The sequence below is a fragment of the Flavobacterium sp. TS_SC_5 genome, assembly GCF_056156265.1.
The window spans coordinates 684,625-700,852 of the sequence record NZ_CM149588.1; the positions used below are offsets into that span (position 1 = coordinate 684,625).

A 16,228-nucleotide genomic window follows, 5' to 3' on the forward strand; every position below is an offset into this window, starting at 1 on the left:
TTTTTCTTATAATGTGTTGAATAATCTTTTTAATCTGAGCGCAATAACCCCAAAAACGGCTTCGACAATTATCGAATTACTCATTTTGGATTGCCCTTTTGTTCGGTCGGTAAAAATAATTGGCACCTCTGTAATTTGAAATTTTTTACAGTAGGTTCTGTATTTCATTTCAATTTGGAAAGCGTATCCAACAAATTTTATTTTATCTAAATTGATCTCTTCTAAAACTTTTCTCTTGTAACAAACGAATCCTGCTGTAGCATCATGAATTTTCATTCCAGTAATCATTCGCACGTAAACCGATGCGAAATATGACATCAAAACGCGGCTCAATGGCCAGTTTACCACATTTACACCAGTGACATAACGGGAGCCAATCGCTAAATCAGCATCGCCAAAATGACAAGCGCTGTATAATTTTTCTAAATCATTTGGGTTATGGGAAAAATCAGCATCCATTTCAAAAATGAAATCATATTTATGTCGCAGTGCCCATCTGAATCCATGAACATAAGCAGTTCCCAAACCTGATTTTTTTTCTCTTTTTTCCAAAAACAAACGTCCTTCAAATTCTGATTGGAGTAAAACGACCTTATCAGCAGTGTGATCCGGTGAATTATCATCAATAATTAGAACATGAAAGGGTTTATGTTGCGAAAGCACCGATCGAATAATGCTTTCAATATTTTCAATTTCGTTATAGGTAGGAATTATAACAATACAATCATTCATATTTCGACTAATTTCCCCGCAAAAGTAAACTTTTTATGCCATTTCAGCCTTAATAAAATTATAATAAAAAGAATGATAGAAAAATTAGTAATTTTGCACCGTTATGATCGAAATTATACTTCATCCCCGAATAACTGAGAACAAAGACTGGGCAACCGTGCTTTTCGTTCTGTCATTTGCTATTATTGCTATTACCAAATCTGTTTTCGAAAATCGATTTGGTGATTTCGCAAATCTAATTTTTTCCAACAAATACACCAAAGTTTATAGGGACAGCAGCCACTTAAAAAGTGGATTTACTGTCGCATTATTTTGTGTCCAAATCATTTCTCTTGCGTTCTTTATTCAAATTTCGCTGAGTTATTTTGGTCATGCCTCAAAAACAGATTGGTTGCTCTACATTCAGATATTTACGTTTCTGGTTTTCTTCATTTTATCAAAATATTTGATTGAAAAAATAATTGCTACATCCTTCAATATCGAAGAATTTATGGAGCAGTTCAATCTGCAAAAAGTGACTTACAGAACCTATATTGGATTAATAATACTTCCTTTAAATATAATTTTGTTTTATTACGACTCCATTTCAAGAAATATTCCATTGGTGATTATAACTATAGTATTACTTATCAATGCTCTAACGTATTTGATTTCAATAAAAAACTATCAAAATTTAATATTCGGTAAGTTGTTTTATTTTATTTTATATCTTTGCGCTCTCGAAATAGCTCCCTATTATTTTATGTATTATTGGTTTACAAAAGGGAGTGCTTAGAAAACGTTATATATGAAAGTGAAAACAATTTTGGTGTCACAACCCGAGCCTAAGGTGGAAAATTCACCTTACTTTGAACTTCAACACAAGCATAAAGTAAAAATTGATTTCAGACCTTTTATTCACGTAGAAGGAGTTAATGCCAAAGAGATTAGACTTCAAAAAATCGATCTTAACCATTACACCGCGATTATTTTAACCAGTAAAAATGCTGTTGACCACTTTTTCAGAGTAGCTGATGAAATGCGTTACAAAATTCCGGAAGGATTAAAATATTTCTGCCAGTCAGAAGCCATCGCTTTTTACCTGCAAAAATATGTAGTGTACAGAAAACGTAAAATTTACGTTGGACCAAAAGATTTTGCTGATTTATCTCCACTGATAAAGAAATACAAAGACGAAAAATTCTTATTACCTGCTTCAGATCAATTGAATGCCGATGCTCCAATAACGCTAAACGCATTAAAAGTAGATTGGACACCAGCCGTTTTTTACAGAACTGTAATGAGTGACTTATCAGATTTAGCCGATGTATATTATGATGTTTTGGCTTTCTTTAGCCCAACCGGAATAAAATCATTGTTTATGAATTTCCCGGATTTCGAACAAAACAATACCCGAATTGCCGTTTTTGGAAGTACAACTCAAAAAGAAGCGTTAGATCACGGTTTAAGAGTCGATATTCTTGCACCAACACCAGCAACGCCTTCCATGACAATGGCTTTGGAAAAATATATTATTGAAGCCAATAAAGGAAAATAGAAAAATATTTTTCAGATACAATTACAGCCATTCGCAATCCGAATGGCTTTTTTTATGGGTTAAATTATAAAAAAGGCAACTTACTCTTTACACTAATCGTTTTTTACTTAAATTTAATTTCCAATTCAAACTAAATTTAATATTTTAGTTTAAAATAACAACTCATGAAAATCAATTCCCTAATAGTAGAAATTGACGGCATCGATAAAGAGATTTTACGCGACCTGATGGAAGATGCCCGAAAACCAATTCTTCAAATCGCCAATAAAATAGGAATTTCAGGAGCGGCAATTCATCAACGGTTGCGAAAACTGGAGCAATCCGGCGTTATTTCGGGATCAAAATTCACTGTAAACAATAAAATATTAGGCTACAATACAATGGCTTTTGTTGGGATTTATCTTGACAAAGCAGCCCGAAATCCAGAAGCAGTGCGAGATTTAAAGAAAATTCCGGAAGTGTTAGAATGCCATTATACTACGGGTAACTGGTCGATTCTGATAAAAATTATCTGCCGGGATAACGAGCATCTAATGCAATTACTCAACACCAAAATCCAAGCGATAGAAGGCGTTTCCAGAACAGAAACCTTCATTTCCTTAGACCAACAAATCGACAGACAGATTCAACTTTAGATTTTTAGATAATTGGATTTTTAGATTGTTAGATCATGAGCACAAATAAAAAGCCGTTTGCTTACAAACAAACGGCTTTTCTAATTATCTAAGCAGTCTAAATATCTAACAGTCTAATCTCTCCTACTTCCGCCCATATAAATGGAAACGTAATACAACAGCGTAGCAATTGATCCTAAAGCAGCCACGACATATGTTCGGGCAGCCCATTTCAATGAATCTTTAGCTCCTGCCTGTTCTTGTTGCGTCAGCATTCTTTTGTTTTCTAACCAAGCTAATGCACGATTACTTGCATCATATTCGACTGGTAATGTAACTATCGAAAACAAAGTGGTTGCTGCAAAAATGATAATTCCAATCAACAATAATGATGGGAAAGTTTTCATCATCAAGATTCCGGCAAGCAAAATCCATTGCATATACGTTGATGCCACATTCACCACGGGTACTAATTTAGAACGCATCGTCAGCCATTGATATCCCACAGCATGTTGCACAGCGTGACCACATTCGTGCGCCGCAACAGCAGCCGCAGCGGCATTGCGCTGATTATAAACCGCCTCACTTAAATTTACGGTTTTATCGGCTGGATTGTAATGATCCGTCAAACGTCCCGGTGTCGAGATTACTCTCACATCGCGAATTCCGTTATCGGCAAGCATTTTTTCGGCGATTTCTGCGCCTGACATTCCGTTTTGTAATTGTAATTTAGAATAATGTTCAAATTTGTTTTTTAGTCTTGAACTAACTAACCAGCTGAAAAGCATAATTGCTCCGGCAAGAATCAAATAACCCATTCCCATATTTTTGTTTTTTAATTGTATTGTTAAAGTTATAAAAGAATGATCAAAATCTGAACCAATTTTTAAAAATGTCAAAGTGGCATTTGTTAAATAAAAAATCTAGCAAGAGATGGCAACAAATTAATTTCCCACAGTGGAGCTATACATCTGCTTCTAATTGATTATTAATTCTTTGAAAGGTATCAATTAGCGAATCGATTTTCGAATTCTCCTTAACTATTTGTCTTGGACGCAAGTAAAACCAATTAAATCCCATCCAAAATAATAAAACAGCGTACACAAAAAATCCCCACAAAAAAGACATCATTGATGCGTATTCATACATGTATAAGCATGTTCCCAGCCCGAGAACTACAAAGTAAATACTTAACATTTTGGACTGCAAGAACTTTTGTTTTGTTTTAATTGCTATTAATTTTTGTAAATACTCCGCATTACTATCGGTGTTGTCCAGTTCTTTATACGCATCAAATAATCTATTATAAACCAATAGATAGATAGCCATTATGGCAACGTTCAAAACAATTCCTATTTTGGTTGAAAGAAATTGCGGTTGGTAGTAATACCAAATTAAAAGTATTAAAACGCAAGTTGCAATCAGCATAGCATTTGTAAGTATTAATCTTCGCAAACTTGTTTTTTTAAAATGTTTTAGCTTAGCAAGTAATTCTTCTATATTTGGAGAATTTACAACTTGTTGTTTCCATAAATCTTTAAAGTCTATATTATTGTCCATTTTCTTTAAACTTTTGAGTTAATTTATCTTTTATTCTATGAATTTTCACTCTAACATTAGCTTCAGAAAGCCCGAACGATTTTAGCTATTTCTGCTTGTTTAACATCTTCCAGTTCTAGTGAAATGATGATACGTTCCGTTTCTGGTAATTCTGCAATGCATTTATACAAAAACTGAATCTGAGGTTCTGTAGAATATTGTTTTTCTTCGGTGATATGAAGAGGCAATTCTGATTTAAGGAATCGTTTCTCTTTCTCAATCTGCCGTAAACAATTATTAGAAGCAATTCTAAAAATCCAGGTACCAATGCCTGATTCGTTTCTAAAGGTGTCTAGCTTTTGCCAGACAATAATGAACGTTTCCTGAGCCAAGTCCTGCGCAATATCATAATCGTTGACAAAACCCATACAAAGCCTGAATATTCTGTCCCAATAGGTTTTATAGATATTTTCGAACTCCATTATTACGATTTTATAAAATTTGTAAGCTGTGCCATATACCATTCTTTGTCATAATACATTATAAAATGTAAACCTTTAGTAGCATATTGAAAATTGGCCGTTTTTAAATTTACAAACTGTGCTTCGACAGGCGTTTTATAATTAGAAAAACCATATTCTAATAATATTAATGAAGGACATTTTATTGCCCCTATTTTATCTCTCAAATCAGTGTTGGAAAAGTCACAATACATTTCGCTAAACGTTTTTCTGTCTGATTTCATGCTCCAGCTAATTGCTTTGTCTTGCTTTGAGGCATCCGCCAAAAGCATCGCCATATTTCTTTTTTGCATTTGATAAAATTCGTCTTCTGACATAGCTGCTATTTGATTATTCATTGCAGTACAATCATTGTTTTCCTGTGACTTTAAAGCAGGGTCTCTTAAAGCCGACAAACAAGGAAGCGCATCAACAACTACAATTTTAGCAATTAAGTCTGGATAATCGGAAGCGATAGCCAATGCAAGTCCTCCGCCCATACTATGACCAACAATAATTGGTTTTTCGATTTTATTCTCTTGAATGTAATTCACAATTGCTTTTTCCCAATTTATAAATGAAGGATTTAGTTGTGGTTGAACTCCGGCGAAACCAGCCATCGTAAAAGTATAACAGGTAAACTCTTTTTCAAAATTTGCTTGGGTTTCGTTCCAAACCTCTCCAGAACTGGCAAATCCTGGCAGAAAGATTATGGATTGTTCTCCTTTTCCTGATTTTACGACTTCAAACGGATCTGATTTTTTTTGTCCAAATGCATTAGAACATATAACAGAAAACACAATTACAGCAATAATTAGAATATACTTTTTCATTTTTAATAGTTTTAAATTGTTAATTAATCGGATCCTGCCTTTTGATACGAGAAGCATAAAAATGTTACAAGTAATGAAATATTTTTTTTCAATTAACCAACTACTAAACAGTAAACCTTAACAAACACCGTGGCTTATATCACACATAAATATTAGTCAACCTGTAAGAAGAACAAAAAAAATCCAAATCCCAACGCTAGTTGAGATTTGGATCTTAAAATATTTAATAATTGAGTTGAATTCACCATTCACAATTACTTATCCCACCAAATTGATAATTTTTCCAGGAACAATAATCACCTTGTTTGGCGTTCTTCCTTCTAATTGCTTGATTGTTCTTTCGTCTTTCATTACAATTTCCTCGATTTGTTCCTTGGTTAAATCCAAAGGTAAAACCATCGTGAAACGCATTTTTCCGTTGAAAGAAACTGGATATTCTTTATCGCTCTCCACTAAATATTTAGCTTCAAAAACAGGAAAAGCAACCGTTGCAATCGACCCTGTATTTCCCAACAACGACCATAATTCCTCGGCAATATGAGGTGCATAAGGCGAAATTACAATCGCTAATGGTTCCAGAATCGCACGAGAATGACAGTTTTGAGTGGACAATTCATTCACACAAATCATAAATTGAGAAACTGATGTATTGAAAGAGAAACTCTCAATATCTTCCGCTACTTTTTTGATGGTTTTGTGTAATGATTTCAGGTTGTCTTTTGTTGGTGCGTCATTCGTCACAATCAAACCATTATCATCAAAATACAAACGACACAGTTTTTTCAAGAATCCAAAAACTCCCGAAATTCCTGCCGTGTTCCAAGGTTTTGCTTGTTCCAATGGTCCTAAAAACATTTCGTACAAACGCAACGTATCCGCTCCGTATTCGTTACAAATATCATCCGGAGTTACTACATTGTAATATGATTTAGACATTTTTTCAACTTCGCGACCAACAGTAAATTTTGAACTATTACCAAATAAAATAAAGTTTGCGTCTTTAAATTCTAAAGAATATTTTGAATCCCTGAGAAACTTATCAATTAACAATTCATTATTACTTTCATTAATAAATTTTAAATCAATTCTGATTGGACTAAAATTGAAAGCTACTGAGAAAGGATCATATGGATTAAAACTTAATCTAAATGCTTCATCAGAATGTTGCTTCTCTAAGATTTGCAACAAACGCGACAAAACAACCGTAATCTCTTTTAAATCAACTATGTCAGATTCCGTAAAAGATTCTTTAATTTTATCTTGATACTCAACTCCCTCAAGATTACTATCTACAATGTCGATTATTCGATAAACCCAATAATTATCTAATAAAGTCTCAATTTTATCATTATTATGCATTTTTGAATTTAGAGAAGCTAACCTATCTTTTAGTTTATTGTATTTTTTTAATAAATCATATTCAATAATTGTTGCAGGAAGTTTTAGGTTCATAAATTCTTCATCTAAATCACCTGAACATAAATGAGAACTTACTTCTGCTCTTAAGACAAACGCACTCATTCCCAAAATCATTCCCTGATTAATCAGTTTTTTGAATGGTTCTTCAGTAGGTGCAAAACCTTTGTCTATTAGGAATTTGTTCCAAAAACGAGAATATAATAAATGTCCGGTTGCGTGTTCGCTTCCGCCAATGTATAAATCTACGCTTTCCCAATATGCCAAAGCGTCTTTGCTGGCAAATTCATTTTCATTGTGCGCATCCATATAACGCATCCAATACCATGAACTTCCCGCCCAACCTGGCATCGTGTTCAATTCTAAAGGAAATATCGTTTTGTTGTCAACCAAATCCGTATTAACTACTGAATTTGTTTCGGTATCCCAAGCCCAAACCGTAGCGTTTCCTAAAGGCGGTAAACCGTCTTCGGTTGGTAAATATTTTTCTACTTCCGGCAAAATAATTGGCAAATGTTGCGCATCAATCATTTGCGGCAAACCATTCACATAATATACTGGAAACGGCTCTCCCCAATAACGCTGGCGAGAGAAAACGGCATCACGCAAACGGTAATTCGTTTTTCCTTTTCCTTGGTTTAATTTTTCTAATTCGGCAATTACTTTTTGAGTTCCTTTTTTGTAATCTAATCCATTTAGAAAATCAGAATCTACCAATTGAAAACCATCTTTAGCTCCAAAAGCAACTTCAGATATATCTTTATCAAAAATATTTTTAATGCCTGACATACCTTGTTGCCCTTTGAAGAAATTCGCAAAAGCATAATCTCTTTCATCGCCACAAGGAACCGCCATAACCGCACCTGTTCCGTAACCTGCCAAAACATAATCGCCAATCCAAACCGGAATTGGTTCTTTAGTAAACGGATGTTCTGCATACGCACCTGTGAATACTCCAGAAATAGTTTTTACATCGGCCATACGTTCTCTTTCGGAACGTTTTGACGTTTTTTCTATATAGCCTTCGACTTCCGCTTTTTGTTCAGCAGTTGTAATTTGTTCTACCAATTCGTGTTCTGGTGCCAATGTCATGAACGTAACTCCAAAAATAGTATCAGGTCTTGTAGTAAAAACATCTATATATTGCTCGCTTTCGACTTTTGACTTTTGACTTTCGACTTTGAAAGAAACAGTTGCTCCAACGGATTTTCCAATCCAGTTTCTTTGACTTTCTTTGATACTTTCACTCCAATCGATATCATTTAAACCTTGCAACAAACGTTCCGCATAGGCCGAAATTCGCATGCTCCATTGTGTCATTTTTTTACGAACAACCGTAAAACCGCCACGCTCTGAAACGCCATTTACAATTTCGTCATTTGCTAAAACGGTTCCCAATCCCGGACACCAGTTCACTTCAGTCTCAGCCAAATAAGTTAATCTGTATTGCAACAAAATTCTTTCCTGCTGTTCTTTTGCGAAAGCATTCCATTCATTTGCTGAAAATGCTTCAATATTTTCATCACAAACCGCATTTACATTTGCATTCCCTTCTGTTGAAAAAATGGAAACCAAAGTCACAATATCTTCGGCTTTATCGCTGTTTTTATTGTACCAAGAATTGAATAATTGGATGAAAATCCACTGTGTATGTTTGTAATAATCCGGATTTGAAGTGCGCACTTCTCTGCTCCAATCGAAAGAAAATCCAATTTTGTCCAATTGCTTTCTGTATCCGGCAATTTTATTTCCTTCTTTATCCGTTCCACCGTCAATATTTACTGAAGTCGTATCTTCCGGACGCTGACCCGTTTGTATCGCATATTGTTCCGCTGGCAACCCAAAACTGTCGTAGCCCATTGGGTGCAACACATTAAAACCTTGATGTCTTTTGTATCTGGAATACACGTCAGAGGCAATATATCCTAACGGATGTCCCACGTGCAATCCCGCTCCGGAAGGATAAGGAAACATGTCAAGTACGTAATATTTAGGTTTTTCTGAGTTGTTTTCGGCTTTAAACGTTTCGTTTTCTAACCAATATTTCTGCCATTTGGCTTCTATTTCGTTCGGATTGTATTTCATTTCTATAAAAGTTGCAAAGTTGCAAAGGGACAAAGCTGCGAAAGCTTTCTCACGATGACTATTTTTAGGTGCCAAATTTACATTTATTGTACGAAAGTTGAAACTTTGAACGTTATTAACTTCAAATAAAGAAATTCTTTATTATTTTTACCCAATAATTTCACTAAACTATGAGTTCTTCCTTTGATAATTTTCAAAAACGCCGGTTAATTTCCTCTTATTTTTCAGTAGTGCTAAGTGTATTCTTAGTTTTATTTCTATTGGGAATATTGGGACTTTTTATTATTAATTCTAAAAAATTAGCCAACGATTTCAAAGAAAATATTGCCATGACGGTTTTTTTCAAAAACGAAGCTAATGACAGTATTGTGAAAGCTTTTGGAACCCAAATAAAAGCAAGTCCATTCGTAAAATCATATACTTATGTTACTAAAGAAGCAGCTGCTAAAGAACATACCGATATTATTGGCGAGGATTTTATGGAATTTCTTGGTGAAAACCCATTGCAAAACTCCTACGATATTCACTTGAAAGGAGATTATGTAATTAAGGACAGTATCACAAAAATTGAAGCTGGCTTGCGTAAAAATACTATGATTTCGGATATTGTATATGACAAACAATTAGTGAATTTAGTGAACGACAATATCAAAAAAGTGAGTATGTGGATTTTAGTAATCAGCGGATTCCTTGCTGTTATTGCCGTATTACTGATTAATAGTTCGTTGCGTTTATCGATACACTCAAACCGATTTATCATCAAAACCATGCAGATGGTAGGTGCTACAAAAGCTTTTATCAGAAAACCATTTGTAATGCGAAGCATAAAACTAGGAATGATTGGAGCAGTTTTGGCAGTTTTAGCATTAATTGGCGTTTTGATTTATGTTGAAACCAGTTTTCCTAATCTTGGTATTTTAGAGGATAAAGCTATGATTGGCTTGGTGTTATTGGCCGTATTAGGAATTGGCGTTTTGATTACTTGGTTAAGCACTTACTTCGCTACACAACGTTTCTTGAACTTGAGAACAGACGATTTATACTAATATTTATTAGTTGATTAATATAAACTCATTATCATTCGGCATTTTTAGATGCTGAACTAAATTCAGCACAAATGGAAAATAAAGATCAGAAACCAGAATTCCTTTTTGATAAAATAAATTACAAAATCTTATTAATTGGGATTGGAGTTATTGCCTTAGGATTTATTCTAATGGCAGGGGGAGGAAGTGAAGATCCTAATGTTTTTAGTGAAGACATCTTCAATTTCAGAAGAATCCGATTGGCGCCCACTACCGTTTTAATCGGTTTTGGAATTACCATTTATGCCATTCTTAAGAATCCCAAAAAAGCATAAATGAATACATTACAAGCATTTTTAATTGCTGTTATCGAAGGATTAACAGAATATCTTCCTGTTTCCTCAACCGCGCACATGATTTTTATGAGTTCTTATTTTGGAATTCAAGAAGATGATTTTGTGAAGCTTTTTCAGGTTTCTATTCAATTTGGAGCCATTTTGGCGGTTGTCGTTTTATATTGGAAGAAATTTTTCGATTTCTCTTCAAAAAGTGTTGCCATCAACTTTTACATAAAACTGATTTGCGCCGTAATTCCAGCTTTGGTTTTAGGAAAATTATTCGATGATAAAATTGAAGCAGTTCTTGGAGATCCAATTCCGATTGCGATTGTATTAATTTTAGGTGGCATAATTTTACTTTTTATCGATAGTCGTTTTCAAAGTCCAACGGTTATTAAAGAGGAAGACATCACCATTAAAAAAGCCGTAATCATTGGTTTTTGGCAATGTTTAGCGATGATGCCGGGAACAAGTCGTTCTGCTGCCTCAATCATTGGAGGAATGCAACAAGGATTAACACGTCATGCCGCGGCGGAATTCTCTTTCTTCTTGGCGGTGCCAACAATGATGGCGGTTACCTGTTATTCTGTATTCTTGAAAACCTATGAGTCTTCACAAATGAAAGGCTATGAATTAATTTTAAAATCAGACGAAAACATACAATTGTTCTTGATAGGAAACGTAGTTGCTTTTATCGTTGCCATTATAGCAATTAAATTCTTCATTGAAATCATTAAAAAATACGGTTTCAAACCTTGGGGTTGGTACCGAATAATCGTAGGAATCTTTTTATTGATTTACTTTTCATACTTTAAATAAATTTCTTTGAAGACAGCCGAAGATTACCAAGACGGACAAATTTTACTCATTGACAAACCCTTGAATTGGACTTCATTTCAGGCGGTGAATAAATTGAAATGGGCATTAATTACCAAACTGAATCTGCCAAAAAAATTCAAGATTGGTCACGCCGGAACTTTGGATCCTTTAGCAACTGGATTGTTATTAGTTTGTACCGGAAAATTCACCAAAAGAATCACCGAACTTCAGGGTCAAGCCAAAGAATACACCGGAACGTTTTATATTGGAGCCACTACGCCTTCGTATGATTTAGAAACAGAGGTAGACCAAACTTTCCCAACGGAACATATTGACGAAGCTTTAATCTATGAAACTGTAAAACAATTTCTGGGCGAAATCGATCAAAAACCACCTATTTATTCGGCAATAAAAAAAGATGGTGTTCGCTTGTATGAGCATGCCAGAGCAGGGGAAACCATTGAAATTGCGACGCGAAAAACAACCATTCACGAATTTGAAATTACCAGAATAGCACTTCCAGAAGTTGATTTCAGAGTCGTTTGCAGCAAAGGAACTTACATTCGTTCCCTAGCTTTTGATTTTGGAAAAGCAATGAATTCCGGTTCGCATTTAACGGCTTTACGCCGAACAAAAATTGGTGATTACGACGTAAAAGACGGCATAGATGTTGTCGCTTTCGAAGATAGTTTAGCATCAAATAATTAATATTTTGAGACTTTTAAGAATCTTAACCGTTTCGCTTTTTTTTACTTTTTCTGCTTTTTCCCAAAATAAAAAATTTACTTATATACAATTTGATGTAGCCATTCCTATTAAAGGAAATCCGGAACGTGGAGAAACAGATGCGAATGGCAACAAAAACAGCTCTTGGTTCCTGCCCGATGGACTGAACACTAAAATAGGCTATGGAGTACATTACAACAAATGGATTGCTATAGGAATCAATACTGGAATAGACTGGCAATGGACCGAAAAATTAGTTATTGTTCCAGTTTTTGCAAATTTAAAATTAAGTCCAAAAATTAGTGAAGACACTCGAATTGCATTACAACTAGGTTTAGGAAAAGCAGTGGCGCTGGGCCGCGGAGATTTAATGGGAGATTATAAAAAAATAAGTTTAGGTGTTCAAACACCTGACGATTTGATTATATTTATTGAACTAAGCCATTACGCGATTCCTATTAATAATCAAAAAGATACTGGAAGCGTCAGTTTAGGACTTTCTTTAATCACTTTTTAAAGAATACTTTCTAAATTCTCCAATCGAATAAAAAGCAAAAACACATGATAAATACAAAATTGGATTTATTATGTGTTTTTTCTAAAATTAAAGTACTGTTAATCCATACTCTTTTTTCTACTTGGCTACGCCAAATTAATTTAATAATGAGGTATGTTCTTACCTCCAAATAGTAAATTAGACAAATAATCGTAAACCTTTTCAAATAGCTTTTTCATAGCGATGTTATTTAAATTGTTAAACAATATTTTTAAACACCAACAAAAAAGTAAATCAAATAGCAGACTTGGTTTTCAGATTACTAATATACAATTTTTTTAATTACAAAAAAATTAATTGTTTGATTTTAAGAAGTTTACACGCAGTTTGAATTTTAACTATAGCGTCTGCATTAAATTAATTATTTCATCTTGAGTACTGATTCCTTTATCGTGCAAATACCATAATTGCAAGTTAGTTTTTAAAGTTTCATCAATAACACCAAATTCTTTTTTATAATCAACAACTAAATTCGCGGCAGCTTTAGGTCTCGGACCCCAATTTCCCAGCACACTTCCCGTTTCTTTATCTACGACAATCAGTATTGGAATCGCTTGCTTTTTATTGGTTAAAAATAACTTCATCAATTCTTCATTTTCATCGCGCAACACAATTCTTAAATCAATTTTGCCGGATTCTACTGCCATCTTATTGATAATTGGCAATAATTGAGCGGCATCTCCACACCAACCTTCAGAAATCACTAACCAAATATATTCGCTTTTCAAGGATTTTAATTTCTGAATAATCTCTTCTGATATTTGAATCGTTTTATCAAGACGATGCATTCGGGTTTCATTCAGTTCACTATACTGTGTTAAATCTTCTGATTGTTCGTCACCGGTTGATTTTTTTTCAAGTAATAAATCTGAAATAAGTTTTCTATATTCTGGATACGAATGGCTATTAAACAATGCTTTGGCTACTGGAATTTTCATAATGAATTATTTATTTTCACAAAGTTACCATAAAAATGGAGCATAAATATGATATCTGTCACTTTCAATTCGACAAAAAGAGTAATTTTATAACAAATAGTTAAGATGGATTTAAAAACAAAATCGATAGGATTAGTACTTTCCGGTGGTGGATCTAAAGGGTTAGCACATGCTGGGGTGATTAAATTTCTGGAAGAACAAGACATCAAACCGTGTCAAATTGCGGGAACTAGCGCGGGATCAATCGTAGGTGCCTTGTATGCTTGGGGAAAAACACCTGAAGAAATTTTGGAATTTTTCAAATCCATTTATCTTTTTCATTGGAAACACTTCACGTTTAAAAAAGCTGGACTAATTGATTCCGAATCCTTCCGCATTTATTTTCACAGTATTTTTGGCGATGCCGTTTTGAGCGATTTGAAAATTCCGATTCAAATTACAGCAACCGATATGGTTCGGGGAAAATTAAAAGTATTTGGTCCCAACACAAAAATCGTCGATGCCATTTTGGCCTCTTCTGCCTTTCCGGGAATTCTGTCGCCGTATGAAATCGAAGGGAGTATATACAGTGACGGCGGGATTTTAAATCATTTTCCCACTGATATTCTGCAAGGACAATGTGATACTGTCATAGGAGTTTATGTAAGTCCTATTCAGAAAATTGAAGCCAAAGATTTGCGTTCCATCAAGGCAGTGACCACTCGCGCTTTTGATATTCTTTCGGCAAATTCAAATATGCATAAATTTAATATTTGTGATTGGGTGATAGAACCCAAGGATTTATGTATTTATAGCACCTTTGAAACCAGTAAAGTAAAGATGAATGCGGTTTTTAACATTGGTTATGAAGCCGCTAAAAAATCCTACGAAAAACTTACTTTATAAAATTTAGGCAACATTATTTTAAAAAAAATAATATTCTATATTTGCACCAAACAACTCAACACACACATGAAATACAAAAGAATCCTTCTGAAACTAAGTGGCGAAGCTTTAATGGGCGACTTGCAATACGGAATTGACCCAAAAAGACTTGCTGAATATGCTGATGAGATCAAGCAAATTCATGAAAAAGGAGTAGAAATAGCAATTGTAATAGGCGGTGGGAATATTTTTAGAGGAGTTGCCGGCGCGAGTGCAGGGATGGATAGAGTACAAGGCGATTATATGGGAATGCTGGCAACGGTAATCAACGGAATGGCATTACAAGGCGCGCTGGAAGAAAAAGGAATGAAAACCCGTTTACAAACGGCGTTGAAAATGGAGTCTATAGCAGAACCATATATTAAAAGAAGAGCAGATCGTCACCTTGAGAAAGGAAGAATTGTAATTTTTGGAGCCGGAACCGGAAATCCGTATTTCACAACGGACACTGCAGCGGTTTTACGTGGTATTGAAATAAATGCCAATGTGATTCTAAAAGGAACTCGCGTAGATGGTGTGTATGATTGCGATCCAGAAAAAAATGCATCAGCTGTGAAATTCGATTTTATTTCATTTGAAGATGTCCTTAAAAAAGGATTGAATGTAATGGATACGACTGCATTTACATTAAGCCAGGAAAATAAATTACCAATCGTTGTTTTCGATATGAATAAAGTAGGAAACTTATTGAAAATCTGCGAAGGAGAAAATATAGGAACTGTAGTAAATATATAATAGACTGTTAGACTCCTTAGATTTTTAGATAGACAAACAAGATGATTAGCAACACTAAAAATCTAAAAAAATCTAAAAACGTAATAAGTCTAAAAATCTAAAAATCTAAATTATGACTGAAGAAATTGAATTTATATTAGATAGTACCAAGGAATCCATGACAGGTTCTATTGCGCATTTAGAAAAAGAATTTTTGAATATCCGTGCGGGAAAAGCATCTCCAGCAATGCTTGGAAGTGTTTTTGTAGATTATTACGGATCTGCAACGCCACTTTCGCAGGTATCAAAAATCAGTGTTCCTGATGCCAGAACAATCACATTGCAACCTTTTGAAAAAAATATGCTGCACGTAATTGAAAAAGCAATTATGGTGGCAAATATTGGTTTTAATCCTATGAACAACGGTGATGTAATTATCATTAGCGTTCCTGCATTGACTGAGGAAAGAAGACGCGACCTTGCCAAACAAGCCAAAGTAGAAGCTGAAGATGCTAAAGTAGGTATTCGAAATGCACGGAAGGATGCCAATACCGAAATTAAAAAACTTGAAAAAGACGGGACATCTGAGGACATTTGTAAAAGTGCCGAGGAAGAAGTTCAAAACTTAACCAATACGTTCATTCGAAAAATTGATGAACTTTTGGTAGTGAAAGAAGCTGAAATTATGAAGGTGTAATTCCCTTTCAAATTATATTAAAACCCGTCCTGTTATTGTAATTGGACGGGTTTTTAGTTTTGGTAAATATCACTAAAAGTGGGTATTGTAGCTTGTAGAATACTTCTTATTTTTATGAAATATAAACGAACTAAACATTTTATGAAAACAAACAAACAAACAAACGTTTGAATTAAAGCGGAAAGTCCATGTCCTTTTTATTGGGTTAGTCCTATGCTTTTTGCAATCTTGTAGT

At 34.3% G+C, this 16,228-nt stretch carries 17 protein-coding genes and 1 pseudogene; 11 read left to right on the plus strand and 7 right to left on the minus strand.

Annotated features, from left to right (window positions below; all coding sequences use genetic code 11):
• Positions 1-6: 6 nt before the first annotated feature.
• Positions 7-732, minus strand: a complete 726-nt coding sequence (locus AC0J6S_RS03010) for a polyprenol monophosphomannose synthase (protein ID WP_474955377.1) — start codon at positions 730-732, stop codon at positions 7-9.
• Between the two features lie 103 nt (positions 733-835).
• Between AC0J6S_RS03010 and AC0J6S_RS03015 the strand changes: the two genes are divergently transcribed.
• The 3 genes from AC0J6S_RS03015 (at position 836) to AC0J6S_RS03025 (ending at position 2,904) form a co-directional block, all read left to right on the plus strand.
• Entirely contained in the window at positions 836-1,507 is a 672-nt protein-coding gene (locus tag AC0J6S_RS03015) for a DUF4271 domain-containing protein (RefSeq protein WP_474955378.1), read from the plus strand.
• 12 nt (positions 1,508-1,519) lie between these two features.
• The gene (locus AC0J6S_RS03020; RefSeq protein ID WP_474955379.1) at positions 1,520-2,269 is read left to right on the plus strand and encodes a uroporphyrinogen-III synthase; all 750 of its coding nucleotides are present in this window, start codon (positions 1,520-1,522) and stop codon (positions 2,267-2,269) included.
• 164 nt (positions 2,270-2,433) lie between these two features.
• Positions 2,434-2,904 (plus strand): Lrp/AsnC ligand binding domain-containing protein, encoded by a 471-nt coding sequence (locus AC0J6S_RS03025; protein ID WP_073352582.1) that lies wholly within the window; start codon positions 2,434-2,436, stop codon positions 2,902-2,904.
• Between the two features lie 113 nt (positions 2,905-3,017).
• On the opposite strand, the gene AC0J6S_RS03030 is transcribed toward AC0J6S_RS03025, so the two are convergent.
• The 5 genes and pseudogenes from AC0J6S_RS03030 to AC0J6S_RS03050 all read right to left on the minus strand — a co-directional run bounded on the left by AC0J6S_RS03030 (position 3,018) and on the right by AC0J6S_RS03050 (position 9,256).
• A complete protein-coding gene (locus AC0J6S_RS03030; RefSeq protein ID WP_474956314.1) occupies positions 3,018-3,707 on the minus strand; it encodes a zinc metallopeptidase in 690 nt (229 codons plus the stop codon).
• 139 nt (positions 3,708-3,846) lie between these two features.
• A complete protein-coding gene (locus tag AC0J6S_RS03035; RefSeq protein WP_474955380.1) occupies positions 3,847-4,443 on the minus strand; it encodes a DUF485 domain-containing protein in 597 nt (198 codons plus the stop codon).
• Positions 4,433-4,904, minus strand: a pseudogene (locus tag AC0J6S_RS03040) (RNA polymerase sigma factor). The gene AC0J6S_RS03035 and the pseudogene AC0J6S_RS03040 overlap by 11 nt, the downstream one beginning before the upstream one ends.
• 2 nt (positions 4,905-4,906) lie before the next feature.
• Positions 4,907-5,755, minus strand: coding sequence for an alpha/beta fold hydrolase (locus tag AC0J6S_RS03045; RefSeq protein WP_474955381.1), 849 nt, complete (start codon positions 5,753-5,755; stop codon positions 4,907-4,909).
• Between the two features lie 258 nt (positions 5,756-6,013).
• Positions 6,014-9,256: a leucine--tRNA ligase gene (locus AC0J6S_RS03050; protein WP_474955382.1), complete on the minus strand. Its 3,243-nt coding sequence runs from the start codon at positions 9,254-9,256 to the stop codon at positions 6,014-6,016.
• Positions 9,257-9,426: 170 nt separating this feature from the next.
• On the opposite strand from AC0J6S_RS03050, the gene AC0J6S_RS03055 reads away from it, so the two are divergent.
• The 5 genes from AC0J6S_RS03055 (at position 9,427) to AC0J6S_RS03075 (ending at position 12,681) form a co-directional block, all read left to right on the plus strand.
• Positions 9,427-10,302: a cell division protein FtsX gene (locus AC0J6S_RS03055; RefSeq protein ID WP_474955383.1), complete on the plus strand. Its 876-nt coding sequence runs from the start codon at positions 9,427-9,429 to the stop codon at positions 10,300-10,302.
• Between the two features lie 71 nt (positions 10,303-10,373).
• Positions 10,374-10,616 (plus strand): DUF3098 domain-containing protein, encoded by a 243-nt coding sequence (locus AC0J6S_RS03060; RefSeq protein WP_474955384.1) that lies wholly within the window; start codon positions 10,374-10,376, stop codon positions 10,614-10,616.
• Positions 10,617-11,438 carry an undecaprenyl-diphosphate phosphatase gene (locus AC0J6S_RS03065; protein ID WP_474955385.1) on the plus strand — a complete coding sequence of 274 codons (822 nt, stop codon included), beginning with the start codon at positions 10,617-10,619 and terminating at the stop codon, positions 11,436-11,438. It abuts the gene before it with no gap.
• Positions 11,439-11,444: 6 nt separating this feature from the next.
• Positions 11,445-12,146, plus strand: a complete 702-nt coding sequence (gene truB / locus AC0J6S_RS03070) for a tRNA pseudouridine(55) synthase TruB (RefSeq protein ID WP_474955386.1) — start codon at positions 11,445-11,447, stop codon at positions 12,144-12,146.
• A gap of 4 nt (positions 12,147-12,150) precedes the next feature.
• Positions 12,151-12,681 carry a hypothetical protein gene (locus AC0J6S_RS03075; RefSeq protein ID WP_474955387.1) on the plus strand — a complete coding sequence of 177 codons (531 nt, stop codon included), beginning with the start codon at positions 12,151-12,153 and terminating at the stop codon, positions 12,679-12,681.
• Between the two features lie 377 nt (positions 12,682-13,058).
• Here the strand turns inward: AC0J6S_RS03075 and AC0J6S_RS03080 are convergent, their stop codons facing one another.
• On the minus strand, positions 13,059-13,658 hold the full coding sequence (locus tag AC0J6S_RS03080) for a thioredoxin family protein (RefSeq protein WP_474955388.1): 600 nt from the start codon (positions 13,656-13,658) through the stop codon (positions 13,059-13,061).
• Between the two features lie 105 nt (positions 13,659-13,763).
• Here AC0J6S_RS03080 and AC0J6S_RS03085 point away from each other — a divergent pair, with 105 nt between their 5' ends.
• The 3 genes from AC0J6S_RS03085 (at position 13,764) to frr (ending at position 15,993) form a co-directional block, all read left to right on the plus strand.
• Positions 13,764-14,543, plus strand: a complete 780-nt coding sequence (locus AC0J6S_RS03085; protein WP_474955389.1) for a patatin-like phospholipase family protein — start codon at positions 13,764-13,766, stop codon at positions 14,541-14,543.
• A 66-nt stretch (positions 14,544-14,609) separates the two neighbouring features.
• The gene (pyrH, locus tag AC0J6S_RS03090; protein WP_315209481.1) at positions 14,610-15,317 is read left to right on the plus strand and encodes a UMP kinase; all 708 of its coding nucleotides are present in this window, start codon (positions 14,610-14,612) and stop codon (positions 15,315-15,317) included.
• A 112-nt stretch (positions 15,318-15,429) separates the two neighbouring features.
• Complete coding sequence (frr, locus tag AC0J6S_RS03095) at positions 15,430-15,993, plus strand: ribosome recycling factor (RefSeq protein WP_474955390.1); 564 nt, start codon at positions 15,430-15,432, stop codon at positions 15,991-15,993.
• Positions 15,994-16,228 lie beyond the last annotated feature (235 nt).